Source organism: Alsobacter sp., assembly GCF_059501845.1.
Genome location: NZ_JCACDK010000011.1, coordinates 1 through 20,486 on the forward strand (window position 1 = coordinate 1; position 20,486 = coordinate 20,486).

Annotated in this window: 16 protein-coding genes and 1 tRNA gene; all 17 read right to left on the reverse strand. The window is 66.1% G+C overall.

Features of this window, described 5'->3' with window-relative positions:
• Positions 1-199 (reverse strand): 30S ribosomal protein S10 (rpsJ, locus tag AC5JCN_RS07445; RefSeq protein ID WP_495754406.1); only part of this gene is annotated, 199 nt, incomplete at its 3' end.
• A gap of 82 nt (positions 200-281) precedes the next feature.
• Complete coding sequence (gene tuf / locus AC5JCN_RS07450) at positions 282-1,472, reverse strand: elongation factor Tu (protein WP_495754407.1); 1,191 nt, start codon at positions 1,470-1,472, stop codon at positions 282-284.
• Positions 1,473-1,527: 55 nt separating this feature from the next.
• Positions 1,528-3,603, reverse strand: a complete 2,076-nt coding sequence (fusA, locus tag AC5JCN_RS07455; RefSeq protein ID WP_495754408.1) for an elongation factor G — start codon at positions 3,601-3,603, stop codon at positions 1,528-1,530.
• A gap of 33 nt (positions 3,604-3,636) precedes the next feature.
• On the reverse strand, positions 3,637-4,107 hold the full coding sequence (rpsG, locus tag AC5JCN_RS07460) for a 30S ribosomal protein S7 (RefSeq protein WP_495754409.1): 471 nt from the start codon (positions 4,105-4,107) through the stop codon (positions 3,637-3,639).
• A 24-nt stretch (positions 4,108-4,131) separates the two neighbouring features.
• The gene (rpsL, locus tag AC5JCN_RS07465; protein WP_495754410.1) at positions 4,132-4,503 is read right to left on the reverse strand and encodes a 30S ribosomal protein S12; all 372 of its coding nucleotides are present in this window, start codon (positions 4,501-4,503) and stop codon (positions 4,132-4,134) included.
• A gap of 479 nt (positions 4,504-4,982) precedes the next feature.
• On the reverse strand, positions 4,983-9,173 hold the full coding sequence (gene rpoC, locus AC5JCN_RS07470; protein WP_495754411.1) for a DNA-directed RNA polymerase subunit beta': 4,191 nt from the start codon (positions 9,171-9,173) through the stop codon (positions 4,983-4,985).
• A gap of 137 nt (positions 9,174-9,310) precedes the next feature.
• Positions 9,311-13,432, reverse strand: a complete 4,122-nt coding sequence (gene rpoB / locus AC5JCN_RS07475) for a DNA-directed RNA polymerase subunit beta (protein WP_495754412.1) — start codon at positions 13,430-13,432, stop codon at positions 9,311-9,313.
• 232 nt (positions 13,433-13,664) lie between these two features.
• Positions 13,665-14,045 (reverse strand): 50S ribosomal protein L7/L12, encoded by a 381-nt coding sequence (gene rplL / locus AC5JCN_RS07480; protein ID WP_495754413.1) that lies wholly within the window; start codon positions 14,043-14,045, stop codon positions 13,665-13,667.
• 54 nt (positions 14,046-14,099) lie between these two features.
• Entirely contained in the window at positions 14,100-14,615 is a 516-nt protein-coding gene (gene rplJ, locus AC5JCN_RS07485; RefSeq protein ID WP_495754414.1) for a 50S ribosomal protein L10, read from the reverse strand.
• A 722-nt stretch (positions 14,616-15,337) separates the two neighbouring features.
• Positions 15,338-16,048, reverse strand: coding sequence for a 50S ribosomal protein L1 (gene rplA / locus AC5JCN_RS07490; RefSeq protein WP_495754415.1), 711 nt, complete (start codon positions 16,046-16,048; stop codon positions 15,338-15,340).
• A gap of 4 nt (positions 16,049-16,052) precedes the next feature.
• Positions 16,053-16,499: a 50S ribosomal protein L11 gene (gene rplK, locus AC5JCN_RS07495; RefSeq protein WP_495754416.1), complete on the reverse strand. Its 447-nt coding sequence runs from the start codon at positions 16,497-16,499 to the stop codon at positions 16,053-16,055.
• Between the two features lie 356 nt (positions 16,500-16,855).
• Positions 16,856-17,647, reverse strand: a complete 792-nt coding sequence (locus tag AC5JCN_RS07500) for an SDR family NAD(P)-dependent oxidoreductase (RefSeq protein WP_495754417.1) — start codon at positions 17,645-17,647, stop codon at positions 16,856-16,858.
• Positions 17,648-17,881: 234 nt separating this feature from the next.
• The gene (gene nusG / locus AC5JCN_RS07505; protein ID WP_495754418.1) at positions 17,882-18,412 is read right to left on the reverse strand and encodes a transcription termination/antitermination protein NusG; all 531 of its coding nucleotides are present in this window, start codon (positions 18,410-18,412) and stop codon (positions 17,882-17,884) included.
• Positions 18,413-18,426: 14 nt separating this feature from the next.
• Positions 18,427-18,624: a preprotein translocase subunit SecE gene (gene secE / locus AC5JCN_RS07510; RefSeq protein WP_495754419.1), complete on the reverse strand. Its 198-nt coding sequence runs from the start codon at positions 18,622-18,624 to the stop codon at positions 18,427-18,429.
• 235 nt (positions 18,625-18,859) lie between these two features.
• Positions 18,860-18,936 (reverse strand) — tRNA-Trp (locus AC5JCN_RS07515).
• 398 nt (positions 18,937-19,334) lie between these two features.
• Positions 19,335-19,655 carry a YbjQ family protein gene (locus tag AC5JCN_RS07520; RefSeq protein WP_495754420.1) on the reverse strand — a complete coding sequence of 107 codons (321 nt, stop codon included), beginning with the start codon at positions 19,653-19,655 and terminating at the stop codon, positions 19,335-19,337.
• Positions 19,656-19,708: 53 nt separating this feature from the next.
• On the reverse strand, positions 19,709-20,386 hold the full coding sequence (locus AC5JCN_RS07525; protein ID WP_495754421.1) for a hypothetical protein: 678 nt from the start codon (positions 20,384-20,386) through the stop codon (positions 19,709-19,711).
• Between the last annotated feature and the right edge of the window lie 100 nt (positions 20,387-20,486).

The following is a 20,486-nucleotide window of genomic DNA, read 5'->3' on the forward strand; positions in this document are numbered from 1 at the left end:
TCTCGAACTGCTCGCGCGACTTCTTGTCGATGTGCGGCGAGCGGTTCACCGTGAATTTCTCGATGTGCGTGGGCAGGGGGATGGGACCCCGAACCTGCGCACCCGTCCGCTTCGCCGTGGAGACGATCTCGCGCGTCGACGAATCGAGAATCCGATGGTCGAACGCCTTGAGGCGGATGCGGATGTTCTGGCCGTTCATGTGAGTGCCCTCGGGGTGTTCCCGTTCGGAACCGGCGCGCGCCGGGGGTCGTCCCCGCCGGCGCGCGCCGTGTCCCTGCTGCTTACGCGATGATGGAGGCGACGACGCCGGCGCCGACGGTGCGGCCGCCCTCGCGGATGGCGAAGCGCAGCTTCTCTTCCATGGCGATGGGGGCGATCAGCTCGACCTCCATCGTCACGTTGTCGCCCGGCATCACCATTTCCGTGCCTTCCGGCAGCTTCACCATGCCCGTCACGTCGGTCGTGCGGAAATAGAACTGCGGCCGGTAGTTGGTGAAGAACGGCGTGTGGCGGCCGCCCTCCTCCTTCGTCAGGATGTAGGCCTCGGCCTTGAACTTCGTGTGCGGCTTCACCGAGCCGGGCTTGGCCAGGACCTGGCCGCGCTCGACTTCCTCGCGCTTCGTGCCGCGCAGCAGGCAGCCGACATTGTCGCCCGCCTCGCCCTGGTCGAGCAGCTTGCGGAACATCTCGACGCCCGTCACCGTCGTCTTGATGGTCGGGCGCAGACCGATGATCTCGATCTCCTCGCCCACCTTCACCACGCCGCGCTCGATGCGCCCCGTCACCACCGTGCCGCGGCCCGAGATCGAGAACACGTCCTCCACCGGCATCAGGAAGGGCTGGTCCTTCGGACGGTCAGGCTGCGGGATGTAGCTGTCCACCGCCTGCATCAGCTTCAGGATCGCGTCATGGCCGAGCTCGGGCTGCTTGCCCTCCAGCGCGCACAGCGCCGAACCCTTGACGATCGGAATGTCGTCGCCGGGGAAGTCGTACTTCGACAGGAGCTCGCGCACCTCGAGCTCGACCAGGTCGAGAAGCTCGGGGTCGTCGACCATGTCGACCTTGTTCATGAACACCACCAGCGCGGGAACGCCGACCTGGCGCGCCAGAAGGATGTGCTCGCGCGTCTGCGGCATCGGGCCGTCGGCCGCCGACACCACCAGGATGGCGCCGTCCATCTGCGCCGCGCCCGTGATCATGTTCTTCACATAGTCGGCGTGCCCGGGGCAGTCGACATGCGCGTAGTGGCGGTTCTTCGTCTCGTACTCGACATGCGCCGTCGAGATCGTGATGCCGCGCGCCTTCTCCTCCGGAGCCTTGTCGATCTGGTCGTACGCCGTGAACGTCGCCCCGCCCGTCTCGGCCAGGACCTTCGTGATCGCCGCCGTCAGCGACGTCTTCCCATGGTCGACGTGCCCGATCGTCCCGATGTTGCAGTGCGGCTTCGTCCGCGAGAATTTTTCCTTGGCCATGGGGATGCTCCGTGGATCTCAGGAATGCTTGCTGGGTTCAGTCAACCGGTGCGGGTCAGGCGTACTTCGCCTGAACTTCCGCCGCGATCGCGGACGGAACCTGCTCGTAGTGGTCGAACTGCATGGTGTAGGCCGCGCGCCCCTGGCTCATGGAACGCAGCGTGTTGACGTACTGGAACATGTTGGCGAGCGGCACCATCGCGTTGATGACCACCGCGTTGCCGCGCATGTCCTGGCCCTGGATCTGCCCGCGGCGGCCGGTGAGGTCGCCGATGACGGATCCCGTGTAGTCCTCGGGCGTCACCACCTCGACCTTCATGATCGGCTCGAGGAGGACGGGACCGCCCTTCTGCAGAGCCTCGCGGAAAGCCGCGCGGGACGCGATCTCGAACGCCAGGGCAGACGAGTCGACGTCGTGGAAGGCGCCGTCGATCAGCTCCACCTTCACGTCGACGACCGGGAAGCCCGCGAGCGGACCCGAGTTCATGACGCTCTCGAGGCCCTTCTCGACGCCGGGGATGTACTCCTTCGGCACCGCGCCACCGACGATCTTCGAGGCGAACTCGAAGCCCTTGCCGGCCTCGTTGGGCTGCACGACGAACTTCACGCGAGCGAACTGCCCGGTGCCGCCCGTCTGCTTCTTGTGCGTGTAGTCGATTTCCGTCTGGCGCGACAGCGTCTCACGGTAGGCGACCTGCGGCGCGCCGACATTGGCGTCGACCTTGTAAGTCCGGCGCAGGATGTCGACCTTGATGTCGAGGTGCAGCTCGCCCATCCCCTTCAGGATGGTCTGGCCGGACTCAAAGTCGGTGGACACGCGGAAGGACGGATCCTCGGCCACCAGCTTGGCAAGCGCGACGCCCAGCTTCTCCTGGTCGGCCTTGGACTTCGGCTCGATCGCCATCTCGATGACCGGCGCCGGGAACTCCATGCGCTCCAGGATCACGGGCTTCTGCGGATCGCAGAGCGTGTCGCCGGTGCGGGTGTCCTTGAGGCCAGCCAGCGCGACGATGTCGCCGGCGAAGGCTTCCTTGATGTCCTCGCGGTTGTTGGCGTGCATCAGCAGCATGCGGCCGATGCGCTCCTTCTTCTCCTTGGTCGAGTTCACGACGGTCGTGCCGGACTCGATCGTGCCGGAATAGACGCGGCAGAAGGTGATCGTGCCGACGAACGGGTCGTCCATGATCTTGAAGGCGAGCAGCGAGAAAGGCTCGTCGTCGGAAGGAAGACGAACCGTCTCCTCCTCGGTCTTGACGTCGATGCCCTTGATGGCGTCGCGGTCGAGCGGCGACGGCAGGTAGTCGACCACCGCGTCGAGCAGCGGCTGCACGCCCTTGTTCTTGAAGGCGGATCCGCACAGCACCGGGTTGAACACGCGGTTCACGACGGCCTTGCGGATGAGACGCTTCAGCGTGGCGACATCCGGCTCCTGGCCGTCGAGGTAGGCGGACATGGCGTCGTCGTCGAGCTCGACGGCCGCCTCGACGAGCTTCAGCCGGTACTCCCTCGCCTTGTCGGCGAGATCGGCCGGGATCTCCTCGTCATGGTACTTCGCGCCGAGGCCTTCATCCTCCCATACGACCGCAACCATGCGAACGAGGTCGATGATGCCCTTGAAGTTCGACTCGGAGCCGATCGGAAGCTGGATGCAGACCGGCTTGCCGGCCACACGCGTCACGATCTCGTCGACACAGTTGTAGAAGTCGGCGCCGATCTTATCCATCTTGTTGACGAACACGACGCGCGGCACGTTGTACTTGTCGGCCTGACGCCACACCGTCTCGGTCTGCGGCTCGACGCCCTGGTTGCCGTCGAGGACGCATACGGCGCCGTCGAGCACGCGCAGCGAACGCTCCACCTCGATGGTGAAGTCGACGTGCCCGGGGGTGTCGATGATGTTCAGGCGCTTGCCGTCCCAGAACGTCGTCGTTGCCGCCGACGTGATGGTGATGCCGCGCTCCTGCTCCTGCTCCATCCAGTCCATCGTCGCGGCGCCTTCATGCACCTCGCCGATCTTGTGGGATTTGCCGCTGTAATAGAGGATGCGCTCGGTGGTCGTCGTCTTCCCGGCATCAATGTGGGCCATGATGCCGAAATTACGATAATCCTCGATATTATGGCTGCGGGGCATGGGAGCGGTCCTGTCTGCCGATAGAGGGCGCTGTTACCAGCGGTAGTGCGAGAAGGCGCGGTTGGCTTCAGCCATCCGGTGCGTGTCCTCGCGCTTCTTGACGGCATTTCCCCTGTTGTTCGACGCATCGATGAGCTCGGACGAGAGCCGGTCCACCATGGTCTTGTCGTTGCGAGCGCGCGCCGCCTGGATCAACCAGCGGATCGCGAGCGCCTGGCGCCGCTCAAGGCGAACCTCGACGGGCACCTGGTAGGTGGCGCCGCCGACGCGGCGGGAACGGACCTCGATGGCCGGGGCCACGTTCTCGAGGGCGCTCTTGAACACCTGCAACGGATCGGTCTTCAGCTTCTGCTCGACGATGTCGAGCGCGCCGTAGACGATCGTCTCGGCGACGGACTTCTTGCCGTCGTACATGATTGAATTCATGAACTTCGTGACGACCTCATCACCGAACTTGGGGTCCGGGATGATCTCTCGCTTTTCGGCGCGGTGGCGACGCGACATGTCTCGGTCTCCGGCGGTCTTCGATTACTTCGGCCGCTTCGCGCCGTACTTCGAACGGCGCTGCTTGCGGTTCTTGACGCCCTGCGCATCGAGGACGCCGCGGATGATGTGGTAGCGCACGCCCGGAAGGTCCTTCACGCGGCCGCCACGGATGGCGACGACGGAGTGTTCCTGCAGGTTGTGGCCTTCGCCCGGAATGTAGCCGATCACCTCGAAGCCATTGGTGAGGCGGACCTTGGCGACCTTGCGGAGCGCGGAGTTCGGCTTCTTCGGCGTCGTCGTATAGACGCGCGTGCACACGCCGCGCTTCTGCGGGGACGCCTCCAGCGCCGGAACCTTGTTCCGGATCCGCTGTGCGACCCGCGGCTTGCGGATGAGCTGGCTGATCGTCGGCATCGTGCTCGTTCCAATCCCAGGCACTTGAGCTTGCGCTCGGTTTCACGTTGTCCCGTGCCGCGCACAGAAGCGCGCAAAACGAAACCGCGCCTTCGGCCTGCCGGCCGGGGGCGCGAATGCAGCAGAGGACCACGGCTTACGCCGGGGTCATGACCCAATCGGACGACTTTGCAGTCGGTGATGGTCGGGCAGCGTCTCGGTCTCTTGGTCTGGCGCGCGTCGCACCGGATCGTTTGGACCGACTGTCTGCCGGAAAGTCCGGTGCTTCTACTTCGCGACTCGGATCGCGTCAACCCCTTTATGGAACCTTTCCAGCGGGGCAGACACGCGTCGAGGCTTCGCAGACCATCAAGCCCGCCTATGCACGCCGGAACGCTCCGAAAGGCTGCGCTTCTGCAGGCCGGGGCTCAAAGCAAAGGGGCCACCCGAAGGCGGCCCCCCTGCCCTGTCTACTGTGCGCTGTTCTTTGCGCGCAAAGATTACTCGGCGGCGGCCGGGCCCTCGATGAAGGGCTGCGGCATGCCGGCGGGCTGAGCCTCGGTGGCCTTCTGAGCGACGATCATCTCGTCGCGGCGGACTGCCACTTCGCGCAGGCGTGACATCATGGCGCCGGTACCGGCCGGGATGAGGCGGCCGACGATGACGTTCTCCTTGAGACCGCCGAGGTCGTCCGACTTCCCGTTGACCGCCGCCTCGGTGAGGACGCGGGTGGTCTCCTGGAACGACGCAGCCGAGATGAACGACCGGGTCTGCAGGCTCGCCTTGGTGATGCCGAGCAGCACGGGGCTGCCGGAGGCCGGCTTCTTGCCCTCCTCCACGAGGCGGACATTGCCCTCGTCCATCTCCACCTTGTCGACCTGCTCGCCCTGCAGGAACTCGCTGTCGCCGGGATCGTCGATCTCGACCTTCTGGAGCATCTGCCGGACGATGACCTCGATGTGCTTGTCGTTGATGTTCACGCCCTGGAGCCGGTAGACCTCCTGGATCTCGTTGACGAGGTAGGCCGCGAGTTCCTCCACGCCCTTGATCGCCAGGATGTCGTGCGGCGCCGGGTTGCCATCGACGATGTAGTCGCCCTTCTCGACGATGTCCCCGTCCTGCAGGTAGATGTGCTTGCCCTTGGGAACGAGGTACTCCACCGCGTCCGTGCCGTCGGCGGGGGTCAGCGTGATGCGACGCTTGTTCTTGTAGTCGCGGCCGAACTGGATCGTGCCAGCCTTCTCCGCGATGATCGCCGCCTCCTTCGGACGCCGCGCCTCGAACAGCTCCGCCACGCGCGGCAGGCCGCCCGTGATGTCGCGGGTCTTGGCGCTCTCCAGCGAGATACGGGCCATCACGTCGCCCGCCTTCACCGTGGAGCCCGGCTCCACGGCGATGATGGCATCGACGGGAAGCAGGTAGCGCGCATCGCCGCCGCGGGCGAGCTTGAGCACCTTGCCCTTGCCGTCCGACACCGTGAGCGCCGGCCGCAGGTCGGCCGAACGCATGTTCGTCCGCCAGTCGGTGACGACGCGCTTGGTGATGCCGGTCGACTCGTCGGCCGTCTCGACCACGGAAGCGCCTTCGACGAGGTCCTCGAAGCCGACCACGCCGTCCACCTCGGTGACGATGGGACGCGAGTAGGGATCCCACTCGGAGATGCGCTGGCCGCGCTTCACGACGTCACCTTCGTCGACCTTCAGGCGTGCGCCGTACTGGATGCGGTGCACGGCGCGCTCGGCCCCGTCGGAGCCCACGATCACCACAGCCATGTTGCGGCTGGTGGCGATGAGGTCGCCGTCGGAGTTCCGGGCGACGCTGCGGTGGCGCAGGCGCACGGTGCCGTCGAAGTTCGACTCGATGAACGACTGGTCGGCGATCTGCGCCGCACCGCCGATGTGGAAGGTGCGCATCGTGAGCTGGGTGCCCGGCTCGCCGATGGACTGCGCCGCGATGACGCCGACGGCCTCGCCCATGTTGACGGGCGTGCCGCGGGCAAGATCGCGCCCATAGCAGGTCGCGCAGACGCCGTTCTTGGTCTCGCAGGTCAAGACCGAACGGATCTTCACCTCCTGGACGCCGGCGGCGTTGATCTTGGCGATGTGGCTCTCCTCGATCACCGCACCCTTGGCGACCAGGACGTTGCCGTCGATGTCGGTGACCTCCACGGCCGCAGAACGGCCGAGGATGCGCATGCCGAGCGAAGCCACGACCTGGCCGGCATCGACGATGGCGCGCATCTTGATGCCGTTATCCGAGCCGCAATCCACCTCGGAGATGATCGCATCCTGCGCCACGTCGACGAGACGGCGGGTCAGGTAACCCGAGTTCGCCGTCTTGAGCGCCGTGTCGGCCAGGCCCTTGCGGGCGCCGTGGGTCGAGTTGAAGTACTCGAGAACGTCGAGGCCTTCCTTGAAGTTCGAGATAATCGGCGACTCGATGATCTCGCCCGACGGCTTGGCCATCAGGCCGCGCATGGCGGCGAGCTGGCGCATCTGCGCCGGCGAACCACGGGCGCCCGAGTGGCTCATCATGTAGATCGAGTTGATCGGCTTGTCGCGACCGGCATCGTCCTTCTTCACGGTCGAGATGCGGGCCATCATCTCCTGGGCGAGCTTGTCGGAGCACTTCGCCCAGGCGTCGACGACCTTGTTGTACTTCTCGCCCTGGGTGATCAGGCCGTCCTGGTACTGCTGCTCGTAATCCTTGGCGAGCACGCGCGTCGCATCGACGATCTCCCACTTGTTCTCGGGGATCACCATGTCGTCCTTGCCGAACGAGATGCCGGCCTTGAACGCGTGCTTGAAGCCGAGGCCCATGACGCGATCGCAGAAGATCACCGACTCCTTCTGACCGCAGCCGCGATAGACGGCATCGATCATGTTGGAGATCTCCTTCTTCGTCATCAGCTTGTTGACGACGTCGAAGGTCATGGCCGGATGCTCGGGCAGCGCGGTCGAGAGGATCACGCGGCCCGGCGTGGTGTCGTAGATCTTCGTGTAGGGCTGGCCGTCACGGCCGACGCCGGTCCAGCGATACTTGATCTTCGAATGCAGCGTGACGACCTTCTCGTGCAGCGCGTATTCGAGCTCGCCGAAGTCGCCGAAGACCTTGCCCTGGCCCGGCTCGCCATCCGAGATGATCGAGAGGTAGTAGAGCCCGAGCACGATGTCCTGCGACGGCACGATGATCGGCATGCCGTTCGCCGGGTGCAGGATGTTGTTGGTCGACATCATCAGCACGCGCGCTTCCAGCTGCGCCTCGAGCGACAGCGGGACGTGCACGGCCATCTGGTCGCCGTCGAAGTCGGCGTTGAACGCCGCGCAGACGAGCGGGTGCAGCTGGATCGCCTTGCCCTCGATCAGCACGGGCTCGAACGCCTGGATGCCGAGGCGATGCAGCGTCGGCGCCCGGTTCAGCATCACGGGATGCTCGCGGATGACCTCGTCCAGGATGTCCCAGACTTCCGGCTTCTCCTTCTCGACGAGCTTCTTGGCCTGCTTCACCGTGGCCGAGAGGCCCTTCGCGTCGAGGCGCGAATAGATGAAGGGCTTGAAGAGCTCCAGCGCCATCTTCTTGGGCAGGCCGCACTGGTGCAGCTTGAGTTCCGGGCCCACCACGATGACCGAGCGGCCGGAATAGTCGACGCGCTTGCCGAGCAGGTTCTGGCGGAAGCGGCCCTGCTTGCCCTTCAGCATGTCGGCGAGCGACTTCAGCGGGCGCTTGTTGGCACCCGTGATGACGCGGCCGCGGCGGCCGTTGTCGAACAGCGCGTCGACGGCCTCCTGCAGCATCCGCTTCTCGTTGCGGATGATGATGTCGGGCGCGCGCAGCTCGATCAGCCGCTTCAGGCGGTTGTTGCGGTTGATGACGCGACGGTAGAGGTCGTTCAGGTCGGACGTGGCGAAGCGGCCGCCGTCCAGCGGGACGAGCGGTCGCAGGTCCGGCGGGATCACCGGGACTACGGTCAGCACCATCCACTCCGGCTTGTTGCCGGACTGGATGAAGGCCTCGATGATCTTCAGCCGCTTGGCGAGCTTCTTGGGCTTCAGCTCGGTCTTGGACGCCGCGATCTCGACGCGCAGGTCGGCCGCTGTCCTCTCGAGGTCAAGGCTGCGCAGGATCTCGCGGATCGCCTCGGCGCCGATGGACGCGGTGAAGCTGTCCTCGCCGTACTCGTCCTGCGCACGCAGGTACTCGTCCTCAGACAGGAGCTGACGCTCCTTCAGGGGGGTGAGGCCGGGCTCGAGGACGACGTAGTTCTCGAAGTACAGGATCCGCTCGAGATCCTTCAACGCCATGTCCAGCAGCAGGCCGATGCGCGAGGGCAGCGACTTCAGGAACCAGATGTGCGCGACGGGAGCGGCGAGCTCGATGTGGCCCATGCGCTCGCGCCGAACGCGCGAAAGCGTGACCTCGACGCCGCACTTCTCGCAGATGACGCCCTTGTACTTCATGCGCTTGTACTTGCCGCACAAGCACTCGTAGTCCTTGATCGGGCCGAAGATTCGCGCGCAGAACAGGCCGTCACGCTCGGGCTTGAACGTGCGGTAGTTGATCGTCTCCGGCTTCTTGATCTCGCCGAAGGACCACGAAAGGATCTTTTCCGGGCTCGCGATCGAGATCTTGATCTGGTCGAAAGTCTGGGGCTGAGCCACGGGGTTGAAGAGATTCATGACCTCTTGATTCATGGCCGTCTCCTGCATCTCGGGAGGCCCGGCGCCGCCGCTGGGCGGAGCCTCTCCGGAAAAACGAACTGGTGCGCCGGGCCCCGGGGGCCCGGCTTCGGATCAGAGGCTTCCTGGCGTGGAACGCACTCGCTGGCCGATCACTCGGCGGCCTCCGAGGGAGGCAACTCGTTGAGGGGCTTCTTGGTCGAGGTGAGCTCGACGTTGAGTCCCAGCGAGCGCATCTCCTTGACGAGCACGTTGAAGCTCTCCGGAATGCCGGCCTCGAACGTGTCGTCGCCGCGCACGATGGCCTCGTAGACCTTGGTGCGGCCCGCCACGTCGTCCGACTTCACGGTCAGCATCTCCTGCAGCGTGTAGGCGGCGCCGTAGGCCTCGAGTGCCCACACCTCCATCTCGCCGAAGCGCTGGCCGCCGAACTGCGCCTTTCCGCCCAGCGGCTGCTGGGTGACGAGCGAGTACGGACCGATCGAACGCGCGTGGATCTTGTCGTCCACGAGGTGATGGAGCTTGAGCATGTAGATGTAGCCCACCGTCACCCGCCGGTCGAACGACTCGCCGGTGCGCCCGTCATAGAGGGTGACCTGGCCGGACCGGTCGAGACCGGCCTTCTCCAGCATCTCCTCGATGTCGTGCTCCTTGGCTCCGTCGAAGACCGGAGTTGCGATCGGCACGCCGCGGCGCAGGTTCTCGCCGAGCGTGACGAGGCCCTGCTCGTCGAGGGAGGCCACCGTCTCGTCGTTGCCGTAGATGTCCGAGAGCGTCTCCTTGAGGAGACCTGAATCGTGGGCGCGCCTGTAGGCGTCGACCGCGTCGCCGATCTTCTTGCCGAGGCCCGCACAGGCCCAGCCGAGATGCGTCTCGAGAATCTGCCCGACATTCATGCGCGACGGCACGCCCAGCGGGTTGAGCACGATGTCGACATGCGTGCCGTCCTCGAGGAACGGCATGTCCTCGATCGGAACGATGCGCGACACCACGCCCTTGTTGCCGTGGCGGCCGGCCATCTTGTCGCCGGGCTGGATCTTGCGCTTCACCGCGACGAAGACCTTGACCATCTTCATCACGCCGGGGGGCAGCTCGTCGCCGCGCTGCAGCTTCTCGACCTTGTCCAGGAAGCGCTGTTCCAGCCCCTTCTTGGCCTCGTCGTACTGCTTGCGCATGGCCTCGACGTCGGCCATCACCGCGTCGTCGGTCACGCCGAACGTCCACCACTGCGAGCGCGGCGAGCTGTCGAGCACCTCGCGGGTGATCTCGCTGTCCTTCTTGAAGCCCTTCGGACCGGCGATGCCGACCTTGCCGGACAGAACCTCGGCCAAGCGCGCATAGACGTTGCGGTCCAGGATCGCGAGCTCGTCGTCGCGGTCCTTGGCGAGCCGCTCGATCTCCTCGCGCTCGATGGCCTGGGCGCGCTCGTCCTTGTCTACACCGTGGCGGTTGAACACGCGCACCTCGACGACCGTGCCCTGGACGCCCGGGGGGACGCGCAGCGACGTGTCGCGAACATCGGAGGCCTTCTCGCCGAAGATGGCGCGGAGGAGCTTCTCCTCCGGCGTCATCGGGCTCTCGCCCTTCGGCGTGATCTTGCCGACCAGGATGTCGCCCGCGTTCACCTCGGCGCCGATATAGACGATGCCGGCCTCGTCGAGGTTCTTCAGAGCCTCTTCGGAGACGTTCGGGATGTCACGGGTGATCTCTTCCGGCCCGAGCTTGGTGTCGCGGGCCATCACCTCGAATTCCTCGATGTGGATCGAGGTGAAGACGTCCTCCTTGGCGATCCGCTCGGACAGCAGGATGGAGTCCTCGAAGTTGTAGCCGTTCCACGGCATGAACGCGACGAGCACGTTCCGGCCGAGCGCCAGCTCGCCGAGCTCCGTCGACGGACCGTCGGCGATGATGTCGCCCTTGCGCACCACGTCGCCCACCGCCACCAGAGGCTTCTGGTTGATGCAGGTGTTCTGGTTGGAACGCTGGAACTTCATCAGCCGGTAGATGTCGACGCCCGACTTGGAGGGGTCGAGGTCGTCGGTGGCGCGGATGACGATACGGGTCGCGTCGACCTGGTCGATCACGCCAGCCCGGCGCGCCGCGATGGCGGCACCGGAGTCACGCGCGACGATGGCCTCCATGCCCGTGCCCACGAACGGCGCGTCGGCGCGAACCAGCGGCACCGCCTGGCGCTGCATGTTCGAGCCCATCAGCGCGCGGTTGGCGTCGTCGTTCTCGAGGAACGGGATCAGCGCCGCGGCGACCGAGACGACCTGCTTGGGCGAGACGTCCATGAAGTCGACCTTGTCGACCGGCACGACGATGACCTCACCGGCGCGGCGGCAGACGATCAGGTCATCGGTCAGACGGCCTTCCTTGTCGACGACCGCGTTGGCCTGGGCGACATTGTACTTCGCCTCCTCCATGGCCGAGAGATAGATGATCTCGTCGGTCTGCTTGCCGTCGCGGATGCGCCGGTACGGGCTCTCGATGAAGCCGTACTTGTTGACGCGCGCGAAGGTGGCGAGCGAGTTGATCAGGCCGATGTTCGGGCCTTCCGGCGTCTCGATCGGGCAGATGCGGCCGTAATGCGTGGTGTGGACGTCGCGCACCTCGAAGCCGGCGCGCTCGCGGGTCAGGCCGCCCGGGCCAAGCGCCGAGAGACGGCGCTTGTGGGTGACTTCCGAGAGCGGGTTGGTCTGGTCCATGAACTGCGAGAGCTGCGACGAGCCGAAGAACTCGCGCACCGCGGCGGCCGCGGGCTTCGCGTTGATCAGGTCCTGCGGCATCACGGTGTCGATATCGACCGACGACATGCGCTCCTTGATGGCGCGCTCCATGCGCAGGAGGCCCAGGCGATACTGGTTCTCCATCAGCTCGCCGACCGAGCGCACGCGCCGGTTGCCGAGATGGTCGATGTCGTCGATCTCGCCCTTGCCGTCGCGCAGGTCGACCAGCGCCTTGACGACCGCGAAGATGTCCTCCTTGCGCAGGATGCGCACGGTATCGGCGGCGTCGAGGTCGAGACGCATGTTCATCTTGACGCGGCCGACGGCCGAGAGGTCGTAGCGCTCCGCGTCGAAGAACAGCGACTGGAACATGTTCTCGGCGGTCTCGAGCGTCGGCGGCTCGCCCGGGCGCATGACGCGGTAGATGTCGAACAGCGCCTCTTCGCGGCGCGAGTTCTTGTCGACCTTGAGCGTGTTGCGGATGTAGGGGCCGATCGTGATGTGGTCGATGTCGAGCACCGGCAGCTCGTCGAAGCCGGCGTCGAGCAGCGCCTTCAGGCTCTTCTCGTCGATCTCGTCACCGGCCTCGGCGAAGACCTCGCCGGTCTGCGGATTGACCAGGTCCTCGGCGATGTACTGGCCGTAGAGGTCCTCGTCCGTGGCGCGCAGGAACTTGAGGCCCTTCTCGGCGAGCTGGCGGGCGGTGCGCGCGACCAGCTTCTTGCCGGCCTCGATCACGACCTCGCCGGTGTCGGCGTCGATCATGTCGACGGTCGCCTTGAAGCCCTTCATGCGCTCGGCGTCGTAGGGCACGCGCCAGCCGTCCTTGTCGCGGACATAATCGACGCGGTTGTAGAAGCGCGACAGGATCTCCTCGCCGTCCATGCCGAGGGCGAACAGCAGCGAGGTGACCGGGATCTTACGCTTGCGGTCGATGCGGGCGTAGACGATGTCCTTGGCGTCGAACTCGATGTCGAGCCAGGAGCCGCGATAGGGGATGATGCGGGCGGCGAACAGCAGCTTGCCGGACGAGTGCGTCTTGCCCTTGTCGTGGTCGAAGAACACGCCGGGCGAACGGTGCATCTGGGAGACGATGACGCGCTCGGTGCCATTGACGATGAAGGTGCCGTTCGACGTCATGAGCGGCATGTCGCCCATGTAGACGTCCTGCTCCTTGATGTCCTTCACGGACTTCGCGCCGGTGTCGGCATCGACATCGAACACGATCAGGCGCAGCGTGACCTTCAGCGGCGCGGCAAACGTCATGCCGCGCTGGCGGCACTCGTCCACGTCATACTTGGGCGGCTCGAAGGTGAACTTGACAAACTCGAGCAGCGAGCTGCCGGAGAAATCGGAGATCGGGAAAACGGACTTGAAGACGGACTGCAGGCCCTCGTCTGGGCGGCCACCGGCGGGCTCTTCGATCTGGAGAAACTGGTCGTATGACGCCTTCTGAACCTCGATCAGGTTCGGCATCTCCGCGACTTCGCGGATGTGACCGAAGAACTTGCGAACTCGCTTGCGGCCGATGAACGTCTGAGCCATCTCGTCCTCACTCCTGCGGTCCGCCCGGGCCCTGCCTCCGCGCTGCTCCCGTCAGGGAGCTCCCGCGTGGGGTTTCCGGCGTCCGTCTCATTGCCTTCCGGCCCGTCCAGCACGCCCGGGGAACTCTCATTCCCCTTGACGGCAACAAGGTCCCGGGGCGGGAAGCCCCGGGACCATCGGCGCGGCATTCAGGCCGCGCATGTCCCTCCGCGCCGCAAAGCGGCGCGACGGATCACTTGAGCTCGACCTTGGCGCCAGCCTTCTCGAGCTGCTCCTTGATCTTGGCGGCGTCCTCCTTGGAGACGCCTTCCTTGACCGCCTTGGGAGCCGCCTCGACCAGGTCCTTGGCCTCCTTGAGGCCGAGACCGGTGATCGCGCGGACCTCCTTGATGACCTCGATCTTCTTGTCGCCAGCCGCGGCGAGGATGACCGAGAACTCGGTCTGCTCCTCGGCGGCCGGAGCGGCGGCACCGCCGCCAGCGGCAGGCGCGGCAACGGCAACGGCCGCAGCGGCCGAGACGCCCCACTTCTCCTCGAGGAGCTTCGCGAGCTCGGCGGCCTCGAGGACGGTCAGCGACGAAAGCTCGTCGACCAGCTTGGAAAGATCAGCCATGTTCTTGTTCCTGTGAGTGTGTGGTGTCGAACCAGGGTGTGTGACGGAACGGCCTCAGGCCGCGTCTCTCTCGGCATAGGCTCCGAACACGCGGGCCAGCTTGGCGGCCGGCGCGGTGGACAGCTGGGCGATCTTGGTCGCGGGAGCCTGGATGAGCCCCACGAGCCTGGCGCGCAGTTCGTCCAGCGAAGGCATCGTGGCCAGGGCCTTGACACCATTCGCGTCCAGAGCGGTCGAACCCATCGCCCCGCCGAGGATCACGAGCTTGTCGTTGACCTTGGCGAAATCGACGGCGACCTTGGGCGCAGCCACGGGATCACTGCTGTAGGCCAGCAGCGTCGGACCCTTGAGAAGAGTACCGACCGAGGCGACGTCCGTGCCTTCGAGAGCAATCTTGGCGAGGCGGTTCTTGGCGACCTTTACGGTGGCGCCGGCCTGCTTCATCTGCGAACGCAGCTTCTGCATGTCGGCGACCGTGAGGCCGGCATAGTGAGCGACGACGACGACGCTGGTCTCGCTGAAGACCGTATTGAGCGTGCCGACGAGCTCACGCTTAGCCGCTTTGTCCACGGGCTCTCTCCGGTTGGCGGGGACAGAAGTCCCGCCGGTTGCGCTTGCCGGCCCCGGGCGGACCCGAGACCGACGCTCCGACGTACCTGTCCCCGGATGCCTGCACCTTGCGGCGCACACGACCCGGTGTGATGGTTCGAACCGAACACTCGCCGCCGGCCTCTCAGCCAACGGCGGTCGCGCATTCCGGCGCGTCGGCGAGATCCTTGCGGATCCCGAAACCCGGTCTTCCCCGTCTGTGCAGGCTCTTGCGAATTAGGCCAGCCGGATGGCGGGCACCTGCAGTCTCGGACAGGACATGGCCGGAACGGGTCGAAGGCATCCCTCCGCCCCGCCGGCCTTACTCCCGACCGGTTTCCCGGCCGGAACACGTAGCGCACGAAAAGCCCCTCACGGGGACGACTCGTGCACGATGTATGGAACTCATCGCGTGTCCATAAACGCTCCCGGACCACTTGCCAAGTCCGGAAGACAAAAATTTCGTGAACCCCCGACCTGAGCGGAGGCTGGAACGCTTGGGGTCCGGAGCGCGATATGGGGGCTGCAACAAGAACCGCAACCCGCGGGGCACCGGTCCGGAGGTTCCGAGGGTGCGACGCCTCGCCGCTGCTGACAAGCCCCTCGTTAGATCCGGACGATCCCGGATGGTCGCCGTCGGAAGCGAAGGAGCCCCGCCGGACGGGCCGGCGGGGCTCCCCTGGTCTCGCTTGCCTCAGAGGCGATCAGCCCTGCTGGCTGCCGCTCGTGACGGTCGACGGATCGATCTTCACGCCAGGACCCATCGTCGAGGAGATCGCGACGCGCTGGATGTAGGTGCCCTTCGCGCCAGCCGGCTTGGCCCGCGCAACCGCGTCGGCGAATGCGCGGATGTTCTCGGCGAGCTTGGTCTCGTCGAACGAGATCTTGCCCACGCCTGCATGCACGATGCCGGCCTTCTCGACGCGGAACTCCACGGCGCCGCCCTTGGCGGCCTTCACCGCGCCGGCGACGTCGGGGGTCACCGTTCCGACCTTCGGGTTCGGCATCAGGCCGCGCGGGCCGAGAACCTTACCGAGGCGGCCGACGAGCGGCATCATGTCGGGTGTCGCGATGCAGCGGTCGAAGTCGATCTGGCCGGCGTTGATGCGCTCGACGAGATCCTCAGCGCCGACGATGTCGGCACCGGCAGCCTTCGCCTCGTCGGCCTTCCCGCCACGGGCGAAGACGGCGACGCGAACGTCGCGGCCCGAGCCGTTCGGCAGGTTGCAGACGCCGCGGACCATCTGGTCGGCGTGGCGGGGGTCGACGCCGAGGTTCATGGCGATCTCGACCGTCTCGTCGAACTTGGCCGTGGCGCGCTGCTTGATGAGAGCGAGAGCGTCGGTCAGCGGGTAGAGCTTGGTGCGCTCGATGCCCTCGCGGGCGGCGCGGACGCGCTTGGCGATCTTCGGCATCGGATTACCCCACCACCTCGAGGCCCATCGAACGGGCGGAGCCCTCGATCATGGCCATGGCCGACTCGACGGAGTCACAATTGAGATCGGGCATTTTCGCCTGGGCGATCTCGCGGATCTGGTCCTTCGTCACCTTGCCGATGAAGCCACGGCCCGGCGTCTTGTGGCCCGAAGCGGGCTTCTTGCCGATTTTCAGGTTGGCCGCCTTCTTGAGGAAGAAGGTGACCGGAGGCTGCTTCATCTCGAAGGTGAAGGAGCGGTCCTGATACGCAGTGATGATCACCGGAATCGGGGTGCCCTTGTCCATCTGCGCGGTGCGCGCGTTGAAGGCCTTGCAGAATTCCATGATGTTCAGACCGCGCTGGCCGAGCGCGGGACCGATCGGGGGCGACGGGTTCGCCGCGCCGGCCGGCACCTGAAGCTTCACGTAGCCCGTGATCTTCTTTGCCATGTTGGCTGCTCCTTGGATAACCGGCGCCCTTCCGGAACGCCGGCCGGCACGGAAGGACGAGATCCCGCCGCGCCTTGGCTTGCAGTTTGCGGTGCGGCATGAGCTCCGGCTGGCGACCGGCATGCCTCCCGCATCGAAAAAGCCCCGCCTGGGCGGGGCCTGGCCGGATCGCTCCGGCGCGCGATGCCATACGCTACATGGCGTGCGGGTTCAAGGGGCGACGGCATCCGGACGGATCACCGGACACGGGGGCCACGCGTCTTTGCGAGCGAAGCGAAGCGACCCCGGTCAGTTCGCCTGTCCGGCAGCGTCGCCTGGATGGCTTCGTCGCTGCGCTCCTCGCAAGGACGGCCGGATCAGATCGTCTTGATCATGCCGCCGTCGACGACATAGGCGGCGCCGACAGAGTAGCTTGCCCTCGCCGAGCAGAGGAAGACGAAGAAGTCGGCCATCTCGGCGGGGGTGGCGAAGCGGTTGATGGGAGCGTGCTCCTTGGCGACGCTGGCGATGTAGCCTTCCCAGTCGCCGCCCTTGTCCGCGGTGAGTTGCTTGGCCGTCTTGATCCAGTCCGGCGTCAGCGTGAGGCCGGGATTGATGGCGTTGACGCGGATGTTTTCGCCGACGACCTCGGTCGACAGCGTCTTCGAGAACATCACCAGCGCCGCCTTGGTGACGTTGTAGATGGGTTCGTACCACAGCGGCTGCACCGCGCAGATCGACGCGTTGTGGAGGATGACCCCTCCCCCGCGCCGGCGCATCTGGGGTACGACGCCCCGAGCCAGGCGGACCGCCGCCATGACGTGCAGGTCCCAGTAGTACTGCCACTTGTCGTCCGGCGCCTCCATGATGGTCTCGTTCGACCCGGTGCCGGCATTGTTCAGCAGGATGTCGCAGCCGGAGAAGGTTTCCTCGACGGCCTTCACCGCGGCATCGCAGCCGGCCGGGGTGGCGACGTCGGCGGCAATGCCGATGGCGGTGACACCGAATTTCGAGGCTATGCGCTCCGCTGCGGCACCCGCCCGTCCGCCGTCGCGGGCGGCCAGCGCGACATGCGCGCCCTCGGCCGCGAGGCCCTCGGCAACCGCCAGCCCGATGCCGACGCTGCCGCCCGTGATGAGTGCAACCTTGCCCTTGAGCCCGAGATCCATGACGTCCTCCCGTCCTTGTCGTTGGACGGGAGCCTCGGGGCGCACGAGACCGGGGTCAAGCGGGGATTGGAGCGGAGCGTCGCCCGGACCGCGCGTCTTCAGACGCGCTTGTCTTCAGTCCGAGGAAGAGCGGGTCTGAAGACCCGCGCTCCGTCTGTTCGGACCGCGGGCCTTCAGACGCGCAATCTCGCGAGTTCGGCACGAAGAGCGGGTCTGGAGACCCGCGCTCCGGTCTCAGACCTTTTCGACCTGGCCGTATTCGAGTTCGACGGGCGTGGCGCGGCCGAAGATCGAGACGGCGACCTTCAGCCGGGCGCGGGCCTCGTCGACCTCCTCCACCACTCCGTTGAACGAGGCGAACGGGCCGTCGGCCACGCGCACCTGCTCGCCGATCTCGAAGGACATGGAGGGCTTCGGACGCTCGACGCCGTCGGCGACCTGGCCCTTGATGCGCTCCGCCTCACGGTCGGGGATCGGCATCGGCTTCTTGTCGGTGCCGAGGAAGCCCGTCACCTTCGGCGTGTTCTTGATGAGGTGGTAGACCTCGTCGGTGAGGTCGCACTTCACCAGCACGTAGCCGGGGAAGAACTTCCGTTCCGTGTCGATCTTGCGGCCCCGGCGGACCTCGACGACCTTCTCGGTCGGCACCAGGACCTCTTCGAACTTGTGTTCGAGCCCGCGCTGGGACGCCTGGTCCTTGATCGACTGGGCGACCTTGTTCTCGAAGTTCGAATAGGCGTGGACGATGTACCAGCGCATGGACATGGATCGTCCTCCCCTCAGCGCCCGAGGCCGAGCACGAGCCCGACGACCCAATGAATGATGAAATCGGCGGCCAGGAAGAAGATGCTCGCTGCAACCACCATCACGAAGACCAGTCCGGTGGTGATCAGGGTCTCCTTGCGGGTCGGCCAGGTGACCTTCTGGGCCTCGGACCGGACCTGCTGGATGAACTCGAAGGGGCTCGTCTTGGCCATTGGACCACCGTTGTCGCCGGGCCAGGCCCGGGGCGCCGCGCGCCGTTCCGCCGCCCAGAGGCCGTCGGCCGGAGAAACGGCTCAGGACGACGCTGCTCATGGGAGAAGGCGTCGAAATAGGCCGAATCCCCGTGCCGGTCAAGGAGCGGGCATATCGGCGTGCACGGGCCATCGCGTATGAAAAAGGCGGCCCGCGGCCGCCATGTCGATTCAGACCGTCCTGCCACCCCAGGGCTGGCAGGAGTGGAGGGACTCGAACCCCCAACCCCCGGTTTTGGAGACCGGTGCTCTAACCAGTTGAGCTACACTCCTTCACCGCCCGCAATGCTGCGCGCAGCGCCGGTGTGATGCCGTATCGCGCGGCAGGATGCAAGGGGACGGCACAGCTTTTTCCGATACGGACAGGCTCTCAGGCATGCCGAAGGGCCGGAACCGCGGCAGCGGCACCGGGGCGGGACGCGGGACGGCCCGGTGGCGGCACACCGTCTGCCGCCAGACAGCGGGTCGATGACCCGCGGGAGGCGGACGCGAGGTCCGCTGAGGCCGCGAGAGCGCGGCGGGTGGGGCCGTCCCGCGTCCGGCCCTGGCGAGAGGAGCGGACGAAGGCGCGACGGGCGGCACGGGCCCTGCGCATGGCCAGCCAACCCGATCCGCTATATAGGATAATTTTCTTATTGTGTCAACACCGACCGATGCCGCGCCCTGCGCTGTCAGAGCCGCTCGACGCGGACGGCCGTGCCGTAGGCGAGAACTTCCGTAATGCCGGCCATGATATCGTTGGCGTCGTAGCGCATCGCGACGACGGCGTTGGCGCCGGTCTCCGCGGCGTGCGCGACCATCAGGTCGAACGCCTCCCGGCGGGCCCGCTCGGCGAGGCTCGTATAGATCGTGATGTTGCCGCCGAAGAAGGCCTGGATGGCGCCGCCGATGTTGCCGACCACACTGCGCGAACGCACCGTGATGCCGCGCACGACGCCGAGGTGCTCGACGATGCGGTAGCCCTGAAGATCGTTGGTGGTGGCCACAAGCATGATCACGCCCTCCCCGGCGATCGCACCCTAGAGGCTGGGTGTTACCGTGGGGTTCAGCGCTGTCCTGGGGCCTGCTCGCCGATTTTCCAGATTTCCTGCAGCGCCCTTTCGCGGGTCGCCAATGCGAGCCGCTGGGCGACATCGCCCGCCAGGAACACATCCGACCCGATGGTGAGCCGCCCCCGCGCGCAGACATACCGGTCGGTTCCGCGGGTCGCCGCGCTCCTGTATTCCAGCGCTGCGGCCTCCGCTGCGATCACCCGCACCGTGTCCGGCGGCAGAGCGGCCGCGAACTGGATGACCTCCCGGAGATCCATGAAATAAAAGTACAGCAGATCGGCCGGGCTGGAGACGTCGCGGCAGTACTGCCCATCGATGCGCAACCGCAGATAGCCGTAGAAGAACATTGTCACGGCTTCGCGCCTCTCGGCGTCCGCTTCCGGCCGCCCGGATCTGCCACCCTGCCAGAGATCGAGCACCAGCGGTGCCACGGCGGTGAAGGTGCCGCCCCCGGCCAGGAACCGGCGTGCCCAATCCAGCCTGACGGCACGATCGACCTGGAACCACTTTTCCCAGACGGGGCTCAGCTGTCCGGACTGAGCGGCCTCGTCGAGTACGGAGGCGTCCGTTGCCGAGGCCGGCGCGGGACGCGCGAGCGCTGCAGCGATGACACCCAGCACGACAAGCACGCGAGACAATCGCAAGGCCGCCACCCTCCAAGACGGAAGCATGGCGATTCTGTCCTGCTTGAAAGCGGCCGGCGCCACGCACCGGAAGCTGCGATCGGCCGCGTTTCAACCGGTGCTACGCAAACAAGGCCGGCGGAACGCC